Raw genomic sequence first — 12,482 nt, 5'->3', positions numbered from 1 at the left:
GACAAGTCCGTAGGACTTTGTCGACAGTCTGAGCAGAGCACGAAATGCTCTGCTTCTGATAAATACAATTCGGTTGTTAGAATCCGCGTCCAGCACCTCCGCCGCCGAAGCCGCCGCCTCCGCCGAAGCTGCCGCCGCTGAAACCACCGCCACTTGATGAACCGCCACCAAAACCTCCAGTGCCGACCCACCAAGTACCTGTATTATCTCTTCTGCGACCGCCTCCTCTTGGAGGTCCGCCGCCACCATTTTTAATGGAGATAATAATGATGATAATGATAATGATAATAATAAAAATAATACCAAATAAGCTGAATGGCCCATCACCTTCTGATTGGTTTTGCGCTTTAGGTGTATCTTCAGTAAATTTTTCACCATCATAGCCATAAGCTTTGGCTATTTCTTTCCAAATTGCATTATAAAGTTGTGTGATGCCTTGACTGTAATATGCTTTTTGTTTTTCTTTATTATCAGTCTGTCCTGCTTTTTCAGCATAAGGCATGAAGTTATCATCAATCAATGCGCCGACTTTAGCATCATTTAAGACACCTTCTAACCCTCGGCCAACCGCAACTTGAATACCACGATTTTGATATTCATTGCCGTTATCTAAATTGACTAAAATTACAACGCCTCGACTATGCTTTTGATCACCGACTTTATAATGTCGGCCTGCTTGATAAGCATAATCTTCTTTTGGTGTTTGTCCGATTGATTTCATGGTCATCACCAAAATGTCTGAATCTGTACCGTCTTGAAGTTTTTGGCCTTTTTTAGCCATCTCATCTTTGTCTTGGCTCGTAATCAAATCTGCGTGGTCTTGTACAAAAACAGGTTGTTCTAATTCCGGAAATTTATCTGATGCCGCAAACATACTTTGTGCGACGAGTAATATCCCAACCCATATGACAGCTAAGACGCTGGCACTTTTTCTGATCATTGAGATGAGTCAGTGCCGAAATCAACTTTAGGTGCTTTGTCTGCACCACTTTCGGCTTTAAAGTATTCTTTCTTATCAAATCCGAATAGCTTAGCTACAATGGTTGTTGGGAAATGGCGAATCGCTTGGTTATATTTGTTAACAGATGTATTGTAATCATTTCGTGCTACTGCAATTCTATTTTCTGTACCTGCAAGCTCGTCACGTAACCCTGTAAATTGTTTATCTGCTTTTAAATCAGGATAATTTTCACTGATAGCTAATAATCTGCTTAATGCAGAATTGACTTCGCCATTAGCTTCCGCTTTCTCTTTTGGTGTTGATGCACCTGCAAGTTTACTACGTGCATCAGAAACTTGTTTAAATACATCTTCTTCATGCTTAGCGTAACCTTTAACAGTGTTCACAAGGTTAGGAATTAAGTCTACACGACGTTGTAATTGGTTATCGATGTTTGAAAGTGCTGTATTCGTATCTTCGTCCATACCGACAAGTTTATTATATGGGCCAATCATTGTAACTCCAATGATGACAATAACAATGCCGATAATAATAAGCGGTGTAAGTATTTTCTTCATATTTTTCTCCTTTTGCTTAAAATTATTCATTTTAATTATACAATATTGATACCCTATCTGGCTAAAGTTGAAGATTGCAATCAACCTTTAAAATCTTTACAAAAAATTAATTTTTATTTTTTGGTAATTGACAGATGCAATTACAGAAAATGGATGTATAATAACAGTTGTATTTAAAATATACACCAAAATCTACCCTATTAAAGAAGGTGTTTATGTGGCTTTCCTAAAGAAACCCTTAACTGTTTATTTATTACTATTTCTGAGCACGACATTACTAGGTGCACTGTTATTATATTTGCCATGGACTGGTAAACAATATACATCTTTTATCGATGCATTCTTTGTCGCATCAAGCGCATTTACAGTCACTGGCCTATCAACTGTGGATATTACTTCGCAATTCAACTGGCTTGGTGACCTTATTATTATGTTTTTAATTCAAATCGGTGGTTTAGGGATTGTGACCATTACGACACTCACTTTAATCATAGCGAATCGCAGAATTTCTATGCATGAACGCAAATTAATCATGGTCACTTGGAATGTTGATGAGCCAGGCGGAATGGTTCGTTTAATTCGACAACTAACACTCTATAGCTTGTCTACAGAATTTATAGGCATGTTATTACTTGCCTTATCTTTCGTACCTAGATATGGCTTCGGCAAAGGATTATTTATCAGCATCTTTACTTCTGTTTCAGCCTTTAATAATGCAGGATTTGCATTATTTTCTAAGAATATGATTGGATTTAATGATGATCCAGTTGTTACGCTTGTCATTCCCATTTTAATTATTATGGGTGGACTGGGACCAGTAGTCATGTCAGATTTAGTAAAAACTAGAAGATTAAATAAACTAAAGCTACATACCAAAGTTGTGCTTTCAACAACATTAGTCTTAATTTTTGGCGGTATGGCGCTTTACTTTTTATTAGAGTTCAACAATACTTTAAAACCTTTCAGTATGTGGGGTAAGCTTGGGACTTCATTCTTTCAATCCGTCACAACAAGAACAGCAGGTTTCCAATCTGTTGACTTAGAATTAATTCATACCCCTACCGCATTAATGATGATGGTACTTATGTTTATCGGTGGTGCGCCGTTTAGTGCTGCTGGTGGGATTAAAGTTACAACTTTCATTGTTATGATTATGTTTGTTTATAGTACTTTACGTAATGAAGACCATACCACTATCTTCAGCAGAACAATCAAGCCTAAAACAATTGCGAAAGCCATTGCGGTCACAACAGTCAGCTTTATCTTTGTATTAACCGTCACATTTATTGTTAGTCTATTAAATGAAACAACACCTTTTATGAAAGTCATCTTCGAAGTCGTATCTGCTTTTGGTACAGTCGGCTTAAGTATGAACTTCACTTCTGAATATGGTACATTAACTAAAATCATCATTATTATTGTGATGATTTGCGGTAAATTAGGTGTTGTCACAGTATTAGCACTCTTCATCCCAAGCAAAAAACGATTTTATCAATATGCAAAAGGTAATATCTATTTATAACCTAATCTCCACTAGACCTGTTTTTACAGGTCTTTTTTATTTTGAAAAGGGTTTCATACCATCTGAAAGATGGCTATAGTTAAGTAATACACATAAAGAGAGAAAGGTTGTTGATTCAATGAAAAAGTTATTTGCACTCTTAGCCATGAGTATATTAATCGTTTCAGCATGCGGGCAAAATGATGAAAAACCAAAAGAAGATACCGAAGACAAAGCAGCTACTGAAAAGAAAGACAAATCACAATCTAAAAATGAAGAAAATGAAAAGAAAAAACAAACAGACAAAAATCAACAAAAAGAAAATAATACGCAAGACGAACAACAAGCAAACACTGAACAGCAAAATAAAGATGAATCATCTGCAGAAAAACAAAATCAACAAAATCAACAAAGCCAACAAGTTGATTTAAGCAATATCACCGACAGACCAACTTTAGAAAATGTAATTTATGGTAATTATGCAGAAATTGATAAGATCAAAGCTTATAATAGTGCCGTTGCGAATGGCGTAATTCCACAAGGCAACGTGACAGAAGGTCCTGCAAGTGCCGCATATGAAAGCTCACTTCGTGTAGAAAGTGGTACTGAACAATCTGTCTATGATCAAAATGCACAGTCACAAGCTGAGGAGCCAACAGAAGATGTAAATACAGAAATCAATGCAGCGCAAACAGAAGAAGAATATATCGATGCTTTACGAAAAAAATATAACGGTGGATTATCTTCAGCTGAAATTCAAACCAAACATGCGATTGAACAAGGATACTATGATGGTGATGAAGCTGAACAACAAGCAGTTTATGATGAAATAGAACGAAGAGAAGCAGACATCGAAGCTGGTAAATTCGATCACTACAAACAATAAATAAGAAGGTAAATAAAAAACAGCACAACAACCTTTTCAGATTGTTGTGCTATTTTAATCAGTTTAGGTAAAAATTATGACATTTTTACAACGTTTGCAGCTTGTTCGCCACGGTCGCCTTCAACGATGTCGAAGTCAACTTTTTGGCCTTCTTCTAATGATTTGTAACCTTCGCCTTGGATAGCTGAGAAATGTACGAATACGTCGTTACCATCTTCTCTTTCGATAAATCCAAAACCTTTTTCTGCGTTAAACCATTTAACTGTACCACTATTCATATAAAAATCCTCCGTATGTGCTTTTGCACGAATATTTGTAACTTGTTTATAAAAATCAATGGGAGTAAATTCATACGAATTAAAACTGCAAATCAATTTCACGAACAATTACTTAAGTACTATACTACACCCATTATTTAGGTTTGTATACCCTTTTGCCTCATTTCTTCAAAATAATTTAGATACCACAATTATTCAGACAATATAATCATTAAAATCACAAATATTTGTCATTAAGATGATGGAAAACGAAACCTATAAAACTATAATAAATCAAGTAAAATTGATTAGAATGCAATTTAATTCCATAATTCTCATTAATCAGGTATGATTAATTCACTAAATAGAAAAGGAGTGATGATATGACCAAACAAGTCATATTAATTACAGGTGCAACAAGTGGAATTGGTTTTCAAACAGCACAACTTTTAGCTGATAAAGGATACACTGTTTATGGAGTTGGTAGAAGAATAGAAAAACTGAACGCTTTAAAAAATATACATGCAATAAAAATGGATATTACAGATGAATCATCCATACAAAAAACTGTTGAACAAGTGATTTCAGAACAAAATCGTATCGATATTCTCATTAATAATGCAGGTTATGGTTCGTACGGAGCTATAGAAGATGTAGAAATTTCAGAAGCAAGAAAACAATTTGAAGTAAATCTTTTTGGTTTAGCACGACTCACTCAATTAGTGTTGCCCTATATGCGTAAACAACATTCTGGGAAAATCATTAATATATCCTCGATGGGTGGCCGTTTCACTTCATACTTTGGCGCATGGTATCATGCCACTAAATACGCTTTAGAAGCTTTCAGTGATGCTTTAAGAATGGAAGTTGAGCCATTTGGCATTGAAGTTTCTATTATTGAACCTGGTGGCATCAAAACTGATTGGGGTCATATCGCAGCAGATCAATTAGCAGCATCAGCTAAAGGTGGCGCATATGAAAAAGCAGCACTTAAAGCAGCAGAAGGTATGCACAAACAATATAATTCTAATTTACTTTCAAACCCTAAAATTATTGCCGATACTATTTTAAAGGCCGCTTCAAAAAAGAAACCTAAAGCACGTTATTTAATCGGTATGGGCGCAAAACCTCTTGTTTTCTTACATGCCATTTTACCAGCAAGACTCTTTGATCACATTGCTAGACGCTTAAGTTAAAAAAGAAAGGTCTAACATTGATAAAATTCATCCATCAATGTTAGACCTTTTTATACAAATAGCGGCTTTTATTTATCTAATAAATCTTCTACAGGCTCACCAATTCTTACATAATGACTACCTACTACACGTGTAATTGGATTTAATTTTTCAACATCCACATAAGCTTTATCTACATCATAAATTTCATCATCAATGTAAATTGACTTTATTTGTCCTACAAGCATGTCTGTTCCTTTTTGTTCATCTCCTAATTCTAAATGATGAACTAATTCACATTCATATCGAACTTTGGCTTCTTTCACACTAGGTACATTCACAACTTTAGAATCAGTTGTTGTAAGATCAGTCATGTCTAACTCATTTACATCAGCCTCATAATTATCGCCTGTTTTCACTACATCTTTTACGATATCTTCATCTACAATATGCACCACAAATTCTTTAGTACTTAGAATGTTTGCACTTGTATTTTTAAGTTCTCCATTATCTTTACCTACAGATATCATCAGCATCGGCGGTTCAGGACACACTACATTAAAGAATGCAAAGGGCGCTGCATTTACATTACCTTTCTCATCTTGTGAAGTGACAAAAGCAATTGGTCTAGGTGTCACTGTACCTATCAACATTTTATACATATTTCCTGTTTCTAAGTCTTTTGGATTTATATACATACTCATATCACCTTTCTCATTCATATTCATACATTCTATAATATTTCTGCACCATCATAAATCTTAAGGACTTATACATGAACAAGTCATTTAATTCAGTTCACAAAGATTAATATTAAAATATTTTAGTGATATTTTCATGACACTTTTTTGACAGTCACCTCAATTTTTTTAAAATTATTTAGCCCGTTTTGTTAAAAACAAAGATTAAAGTGATATAATTTAAAGGTTATAAAATAATTAAGGTAACTGTATTGCACTATTTAGTTATCTATTATCTCTTCGATTCTATATGAAGACAGCAATTTTTTAGATACTAACTACTTATTTACATTGATAAATAAGCGGACATTGTATTTAACTTTACTTGATTCATAAAATCTAAGATTGATAACTGAGTTTTCTTACGCTTAATTAAAAAAACAACATCAGGAGGAATCAACATGAAAGAAAAAGAAAAGTGGTATCAGTCAACTTGGTTCACAATTTTAATGCTATTATTTGTATTCCCAGTAGGATTATTCCTAATGTGGAAGTTTAAGAAAAACTGGAAGTTATGGGTAAAAATCTTGATTACTGTGTTAGTTGCAATAAGTGTGGTTAATATGATGACTAATAAGACACCGACTAACAATAACACAAGCAAGACTAAAACAGAACAAAAATCAGATAAACAAGAGGCAAAAAAAGATGATAAAAAACCAGAAACAAAATCATCGAATAAAATGAACGAAGTTGTTAAAGTCGGAAAAATGGAGTTCAATGTAACTAATAAAGCCATTGTAGATCAAGTTGGAGATGTAATGACAAATAATGCAAAAGGCAAATTCATAGTATTAGATATTACAGTTAAAAATAACGGAGATAAAGCTGTAGACATTACCGATTCGTTCTTTAAACTTTTAAGCGATAAAAAAACATTTGAAGCTGATGGTTCTGCAACAATCACTGCAAACCAAGCTGTATCGCCTGATGATTTAGGTTTTATTGGTGACAAAATCAATCCCGAAAGTACAAAAAATGCAAAACTTGTATTTGATGTAGCACCTAGTATTGCTGAAAAAGATAATTTAGTATTGCAAGTACAGTCTGGTTTTTGGGGAACAGAAACAGCAAAAATCGAATTAAAATAAATGTCTATGTTCTAAAACAATTTAGGAACGGTGAATTTCTCACCGTTCTTTTTTCTGTAGCAACCAAAAATAAAAGCCTCTAACCGCAATGGTTAAAGGCTTATGTATGGAGGCGGCGGGATTTGAACCCGCGTCCAAGGATCCTGATACAAATCTTTCTACGTGTGTAGTCTATTATTCAAATTTCACATGATGGTAGGAAATAGACAGCCAACATCATGCTAGTTCGATTAATCTCTTCTAGACAGACTTCGAACAGCAGTGCCTAGCGTATCCTACTAAAGTTGAATCACGTTAACAGCACATAGGCGATGCTGTTAGGTGATGCAGAGTGCGATTAGGCAGCTACTGCTAAATTATTGTTTGTTTTGCCAGTTATTATAAACTGTGTGTGTTGATGACGGAGACAACCCTCCGACACGCTTAATAAGCTCTGGGGACCCCTGTCGAATCCAAAACGCCCCCGAAATAATATTAAATAGATTCTATTCACTAGAATCCAATAGCACTCTTTATCATATCAAATATACATTTAGTAATCAATATAATTGTTTATAAATGATTTTCAAATAAACTAAGAATGCGGGAAGCAGGTTTAACCTGCTTTCCCTTAATAACGATCTTTCATCGCACGCTGCATGTCGCGTTTAATTGCTTTATCTTTAAGATCTTGACGTTTGTCATATTTCTTCTTACCTCTTGCGACGCCAATCAACATTTTACATACACCATGTTTCAGATACAGTTTTAATGGGATAATCGAATAACCGATTTCTCTTGTACGTGTGCCTAATTTTTCAATTTCTCTTTTGTGTAAGAGTAATTTTCTTGGTCGCACTGGATCGTGATTAAATCGATTGGCTTCTTCGTATGGCGCAATATGCATATTATGAACGTAAATTTCACCATTTTTTACTTGAGCGAAACTATCTTTTAAGTTTGCGCTGCCACGACGAATCGATTTAATCTCTGTACCTTTTAACACAATGCCCGCTTCAATCGTATCTTCTACATTATAGTCATGTCTGGCTTTACGATTCTCCGCTAAAGTACCAAGAGACTTTTTCTTCTTCTTCGACATCGTGTTCACCTCTTGTTGAAAATTTTATAAAAAGAGAGGAGCGGCCATCCCACTCAATATCTCTTATTTTTTCTTTTTACGCGCTTTTTGTTTTACCTTTTTACTTTTGTAAAACGGTTTGTGGTTCGTGTCCTTTTGTTTATCACGATTACGTTGGTTTTTACCTTTACGCTGTTTCTTCTTACCTTTTTTCTTGTCGCCGCCTAAGCTTTTACCACGTGTTTTCGTTTGAATCGTTGTGCCACGTGCAGGACGTTCATTTGATTTTCTACGTCTTGGTTCAGGCATACCTACGATTTGGAAATCAATCATACGTTGATCAACATCTACGTTGACGACTTTAATCTTCACTGTATCACCGATACGGAAAACATTACCTGTACGTTCACCAATCATTGCCATTTGACCTTCAGCGAATTGATAATAATCGTCTGTCATACTTGATACATGAACCATACCTTCAACAGTATTCGGTAATTCTACGAACATACCAAAGTTCGCGACTGAGCTGACAATACCTTCAAATTCTTCACCAATATGTTGAAGCATGAACTCTGCTTTCTTAAGTTCATCTGTATCACGTTCTGCTTCGATAGCACGACGTTCACGATTAGACGTATGTTCCGCAATTTCCGGCAATTTGTCTTCCCATTTGCGAAGTTCTTTGCCGCTCATTGAATCTTCAATCAAGTACTTGCGGATTAAACGATGTACTACTAAGTCAGGATAACGACGAATTGGCGATGTAAAGTGCGTATAATAATCTGCAGATAAGCCGAAGTGACCTAAGTTCACATCTTCATAACGTGCCTGTTGCATTGAGCGTAACATCATTGTAGATACAACCGTTTGTTCTGGAAGACCTTTTACTTTCTCATGAATTTCTTGAAGCGTACTTGGAGATACATCTTCTCCTGTGCCTCTTACTAGAATACCGAAGTTCGTAATAAACTCGAAGAATTGCGTTAAGCGATCTGATTTAGGTTGTTCGTGGACACGATAGATAAAGGGTACTTCCATTTTATTGAAATGTTCAGCGACTGTTTCGTTCGCTGCTAACATGAATGATTCAATTAAACGTTCACCTTCACCACGTTCACGCATCTTCACATCTACTGGAATTCCTTCTTCATTAACAATCACTTGCGCTTCATCAATATCGAAGTCGATTTCACCACGACGTTTACGCATTTGAATTAATGTTTCACTTAATTCTTTTGCTAAGTCTAACATCGGTGTCACATCTGGGTATTGTGCACGCACATTTTCATCATGATCAGTGATGATTTGGTTGACTTCATCATATGTCATACGATGATCAGATTGAATGACACTATCAAAGATTTCATGTTTAACAACTTTACCATCTGAATTAATTTCCATACGACAGCTTAATGTTAAACGGTCAACATTAGGATTCAATGAACAAATACCATTACTCAAACGGTGTGGAATCATTGGAATAACGCGGTCTACTAAGTAAACACTTGTTCCACGATCATACGCTTCTTTATCTAATGCTGAATCTTCTTTTACATAGTGGCTGACATCCGCAATGCTGACTGTCAATTGCGTATTACCATTCTTCAATTTCTTAAGCGCAATCGCATCATCTAAGTCCTTCGCATCTGCACCATCAATTGTAATCGTCAATTCATCACGTAAATCTTTACGTCCTTCTAATTCTGACGGTTCTATATATTCTGGTACAGCTTCCGCTTCTTTTAAGACTTCATCAGGGAATTCAATTTCAATACCGTGTTGATAAATGATAGATAGAATATCTACACCTGGATCATTTTTATGTCCTAAAATCGCAGACACATGACCTTCAGGATTATCATTTCCTTCAGCATATTTAGAAATTTGAACTAACACTTTATGGCCTTCAACAGCACCTAAACTTTGACCTTTAGGGATAAAGATATCCTGCATAATACGTTTGTCATCAGGAATCACAAATCCAAAGTGACGGCCTTCTGTATAAGTTCCTACCACTTGTGTGATTGAGTGTTTTTCAATAGATTTGACTTCACCTTCGACTTTACCTTTGAAATCTCCGCGTGAGGGCTGTACTTCTAAAATAACAGTATCGCCATCCATCGCACGGTTGATTTTTGTCGGTGGAATAAAGATATCTTCCATATCTTCGTCTTCAGGTCTAAGGAAAGCAAACCCTTTTTTGTTTTGGCTTAACGTTCCTTTTACTAAGTTATCTTTCATATTTTTTTGATTACCCTTTCTTTTGTAGCGGTCTGTTTTTGTTCGTTCAACTAAACCTGATTGTTCCAGTTCAACTAACACCTTTATTAAATCTCTAAATGAGTCGGCATTATCTAAACCTAAACGGTCTTGGAAATCTGAAACTGACATGGGTTCATAATCAGGTTGTTTTATAATTTCTGTGACAGATTGTTTTAAATCCATGATGCCCCCTCCTTTCTTTCTTATTTATATTTTTTGATTCGTCTTATTCAGACCAATCAAGTCCTTCTAAAAACTCATAAATATCTTCAAAGACTTGTTCTTTTTCTTTATCAATGGTAATTACATGCCCTGAATCGGCATACCATTTAATATCTTTTTCGTCAGAAGATGCTTCTTCATAAATCACATTTGCTGAATCAGGATTAATCATGTCATCTTTTTCAGCTTGAATGACTAATAATGGATCCATGACTTCATCTACATGATCTCTGACATTTTGAATTGTTTGTTGTAATTCTTTTAATGTACCTGTAGGTTGGAAAGCTTCCATTTCTCGATCAATCGTCTCTTGATCTTTTCCTTGGTATTTCTTAAAGTTGCGTGCATACTCTAAGACACCTTCGTACATTGAGCCTTCTGTCTTAATAAACATAGGCGCACACATGGTTACAATACCCTCTACATCTCTATTTAAGCTTAATTTCAAAGCAAAATCTCCACCTAAGGATAAGCCGGCTACCGCAATTTCATCATAGCCTTTAGATTTTAAGAAATCATAGCCATCTAACGCATCTTTAAACCAAACATGCGGACTAGATTGTAAAATCTCTTCCGGCGGCGCTGCATGTCCCTCATATTGCGGCGCATAAGAAGTATAACCTTTCTTTTGTAAGAAACGGCCTAATTGGCGCACGTCTGATGAATTCCCTGTAAATCCATGTAATAATAACACTGCTCTATTACCTTCTTCAAAGAAGAACGGTTTAGGCAATTTAATCTGCATGTCGTTCAATCCCTTCATCTCTTTCTAAATATACAATACACAATTACCATTATAATGAAAAAAGCCCGACTTTAACATTGTCGGACCTTACATTTACATATTGAGATAAGTAATTGCGAGCATTAAAACGAAAAACACAATAGATAAGACAATTGTGACACGGTTTAAGAATAAATCCACGCCGCGTTGTTTCTGTTTTCCACCAAAGAGCTGTTCAGCGCCCCCGCTGATGGCTCCTGAAAGTCCATTGCTTTTGCTTTCTTGGAGTAACACAACTGTGATTAATGCGATACAGTCTATAACTAATAAAACTGTCAACAAAATGTGCATGCTTTACTCCTCCATTCATAATATACCTAGCAATTATAACACGTTAGGTGTCTATTTATCAAATTCAATTCATAACACACTGAGGATTCTATCGATTGAAAGTACTTTTTCGTTTGATAGAAATAATCAACATATACAGCGCTAAAATTAACGATCCTGCTAGTGTAATCCATAATGGTAATGTCATATAGAATGATTTCACATGGACGATACTTTGTAAGATTGGGCCTGCGTTTACTGCTGTAAAGAATGTTTGTGAAATATAAACCGCAAATAAGAACCACCATAAATAAGGGTGTTGATTCCAAATTGCGATCAATCCACATAAATAAGCCAATAAATACATAATTCCTGTTAAGCGATAACTATTTAAGAAATTTCCGACTGCGTTTTTCGTTGCATCAATCTGATGAGAAGTCAATAAGTCTGTAATAACACTTTTATCCAACACTACAAAAATGTATGTGCCGTACATCATTGCTAAAAAGAGTGAAGCATATGCTATAAATCTACCCGATTTTTTTGCACGCATTACTTTATTGTTTTCAGTATCCATGATTTTTTCAAACTCCTTCATGCCTTTAGAATACTTCCATTGTTTTTCATTATATCAGTTCTTGAACATGAGCGGGAGTGTCTGCATTAGAAAGCAAAAAAGAAAGGCTCTATACTATTTAGGACTGGTGATAATC

13 protein-coding genes and 1 other RNA gene are annotated in these 12,482 nt (G+C 35.4%); 4 read left to right on the top strand and 10 right to left on the bottom strand.

Features of this window, described 5'->3' with window-relative positions:
- Nucleotides 1-76 precede the first annotated feature (76 nt).
- Both HMPREF2846_RS00115 and HMPREF2846_RS00110 read right to left on the bottom strand, forming a co-directional pair.
- Nucleotides 77-940, bottom strand: a complete 864-nt coding sequence (locus HMPREF2846_RS00115) for a TPM domain-containing protein (protein WP_070625130.1) — start codon at nt 938-940, stop codon at nt 77-79.
- Complete coding sequence (locus tag HMPREF2846_RS00110; RefSeq protein WP_002481583.1) at nt 937-1,518, bottom strand: LemA family protein; 582 nt, start codon at nt 1,516-1,518, stop codon at nt 937-939. Before HMPREF2846_RS00110 ends, HMPREF2846_RS00115 begins: the two co-directional genes overlap by 4 nt.
- Before the next feature lie 217 nt (nt 1,519-1,735).
- On the opposite strand from HMPREF2846_RS00110, the gene HMPREF2846_RS00105 reads away from it, so the two are divergent.
- Nucleotides 1,736-3,040: a TrkH family potassium uptake protein gene (locus HMPREF2846_RS00105; protein ID WP_002481582.1), complete on the top strand. Its 1,305-nt coding sequence runs from the start codon at nt 1,736-1,738 to the stop codon at nt 3,038-3,040.
- A 118-nt stretch (nt 3,041-3,158) separates the two neighbouring features.
- Nucleotides 3,159-3,905 carry a hypothetical protein gene (locus HMPREF2846_RS00100; protein ID WP_070625128.1) on the top strand — a complete coding sequence of 249 codons (747 nt, stop codon included), beginning with the start codon at nt 3,159-3,161 and terminating at the stop codon, nt 3,903-3,905.
- 74 nt (nt 3,906-3,979) lie between these two features.
- Here the strand turns inward: HMPREF2846_RS00100 and HMPREF2846_RS00095 are convergent, their stop codons facing one another.
- A complete protein-coding gene (locus tag HMPREF2846_RS00095; protein WP_002481579.1) occupies nt 3,980-4,183 on the bottom strand; it encodes a cold-shock protein in 204 nt (67 codons plus the stop codon).
- A 362-nt stretch (nt 4,184-4,545) separates the two neighbouring features.
- Between HMPREF2846_RS00095 and HMPREF2846_RS00090 the strand changes: the two genes are divergently transcribed.
- Nucleotides 4,546-5,358: an oxidoreductase gene (locus tag HMPREF2846_RS00090; RefSeq protein ID WP_070625126.1), complete on the top strand. Its 813-nt coding sequence runs from the start codon at nt 4,546-4,548 to the stop codon at nt 5,356-5,358.
- A 68-nt stretch (nt 5,359-5,426) separates the two neighbouring features.
- Here the strand turns inward: HMPREF2846_RS00090 and HMPREF2846_RS00085 are convergent, their stop codons facing one another.
- On the bottom strand, nt 5,427-6,059 hold the full coding sequence (locus HMPREF2846_RS00085) for a flavin reductase family protein (RefSeq protein WP_256273940.1): 633 nt from the start codon (nt 6,057-6,059) through the stop codon (nt 5,427-5,429).
- Between the two features lie 419 nt (nt 6,060-6,478).
- Here HMPREF2846_RS00085 and HMPREF2846_RS00080 point away from each other — a divergent pair, with 419 nt between their 5' ends.
- Complete coding sequence (locus HMPREF2846_RS00080; RefSeq protein ID WP_023015361.1) at nt 6,479-7,168, top strand: DUF4352 domain-containing protein; 690 nt, start codon at nt 6,479-6,481, stop codon at nt 7,166-7,168.
- A 104-nt stretch (nt 7,169-7,272) separates the two neighbouring features.
- Here the strand turns inward: HMPREF2846_RS00080 and ssrA are convergent.
- From ssrA to HMPREF2846_RS00050, 6 genes are all read right to left on the bottom strand, one after another.
- Nucleotides 7,273-7,633: a transfer-messenger RNA gene (gene ssrA, locus HMPREF2846_RS00075) on the bottom strand.
- A 145-nt stretch (nt 7,634-7,778) separates the two neighbouring features.
- Complete coding sequence (smpB, locus tag HMPREF2846_RS00070; protein WP_070625124.1) at nt 7,779-8,249, bottom strand: SsrA-binding protein SmpB; 471 nt, start codon at nt 8,247-8,249, stop codon at nt 7,779-7,781.
- 63 nt (nt 8,250-8,312) lie between these two features.
- A complete protein-coding gene (gene rnr / locus HMPREF2846_RS00065; RefSeq protein WP_070625122.1) occupies nt 8,313-10,676 on the bottom strand; it encodes a ribonuclease R in 2,364 nt (787 codons plus the stop codon).
- 43 nt (nt 10,677-10,719) lie between these two features.
- Nucleotides 10,720-11,460 carry an alpha/beta hydrolase gene (locus tag HMPREF2846_RS00060; RefSeq protein WP_023015362.1) on the bottom strand — a complete coding sequence of 247 codons (741 nt, stop codon included), beginning with the start codon at nt 11,458-11,460 and terminating at the stop codon, nt 10,720-10,722.
- Nucleotides 11,461-11,553: 93 nt separating this feature from the next.
- The gene (gene secG / locus HMPREF2846_RS00055; protein WP_002481572.1) at nt 11,554-11,790 is read right to left on the bottom strand and encodes a preprotein translocase subunit SecG; all 237 of its coding nucleotides are present in this window, start codon (nt 11,788-11,790) and stop codon (nt 11,554-11,556) included.
- A gap of 88 nt (nt 11,791-11,878) precedes the next feature.
- Nucleotides 11,879-12,346 (bottom strand): hypothetical protein, encoded by a 468-nt coding sequence (locus HMPREF2846_RS00050; RefSeq protein WP_002481571.1) that lies wholly within the window; start codon nt 12,344-12,346, stop codon nt 11,879-11,881.
- Nucleotides 12,347-12,482: the final 136 nt, after the last annotated feature.

This window comes from Staphylococcus sp. HMSC056G08, assembly GCF_001812305.1.
Taxonomy (GTDB): Bacteria; Bacillota; Bacilli; order Staphylococcales; family Staphylococcaceae; genus Staphylococcus; species Staphylococcus simulans.
Note: the sequence above shows the minus strand (reverse complement) of the source record. Positions and strands in the feature narration are given on the sequence as shown.

Bases quoted from the DNA above. Each gene is read 5' to 3' on its own strand.
- HMPREF2846_RS00115 (WP_070625130.1), bottom strand. From the start codon at position 940: ATGATCAGAAAAAGTGCCAGCGTCTTAGCTGTCATATGGGTTGGGATA.
- HMPREF2846_RS00110 (WP_002481583.1), bottom strand. From the start codon at position 1,518: ATGAAGAAAATACTTACACCGCTTATTATTATCGGCATTGTTATTGTC.
- HMPREF2846_RS00100 (WP_070625128.1), top strand. From the start codon at position 3,159: ATGAAAAAGTTATTTGCACTCTTAGCCATGAGTATATTAATCGTTTCA.
- HMPREF2846_RS00095 (WP_002481579.1), bottom strand. From the start codon at position 4,183: ATGAATAGTGGTACAGTTAAATGGTTTAACGCAGAAAAAGGTTTTGGA.
- HMPREF2846_RS00090 (WP_070625126.1), top strand. From the start codon at position 4,546: ATGACCAAACAAGTCATATTAATTACAGGTGCAACAAGTGGAATTGGT.
- HMPREF2846_RS00085 (WP_256273940.1), bottom strand. From the start codon at position 6,059: ATGAATGAGAAAGGTGATATGAGTATGTATATAAATCCAAAAGACTTA.
- HMPREF2846_RS00080 (WP_023015361.1), top strand. From the start codon at position 6,479: ATGAAAGAAAAAGAAAAGTGGTATCAGTCAACTTGGTTCACAATTTTA.
- smpB (WP_070625124.1), bottom strand. From the start codon at position 8,249: ATGTCGAAGAAGAAGAAAAAGTCTCTTGGTACTTTAGCGGAGAATCGT.
- rnr (WP_070625122.1), bottom strand. From the start codon at position 10,676: ATGGATTTAAAACAATCTGTCACAGAAATTATAAAACAACCTGATTAT.
- HMPREF2846_RS00060 (WP_023015362.1), bottom strand. From the start codon at position 11,460: ATGCAGATTAAATTGCCTAAACCGTTCTTCTTTGAAGAAGGTAATAGA.
- secG (WP_002481572.1), bottom strand. From the start codon at position 11,790: ATGCACATTTTGTTGACAGTTTTATTAGTTATAGACTGTATCGCATTA.
- HMPREF2846_RS00050 (WP_002481571.1), bottom strand. From the start codon at position 12,346: ATGGATACTGAAAACAATAAAGTAATGCGTGCAAAAAAATCGGGTAGA.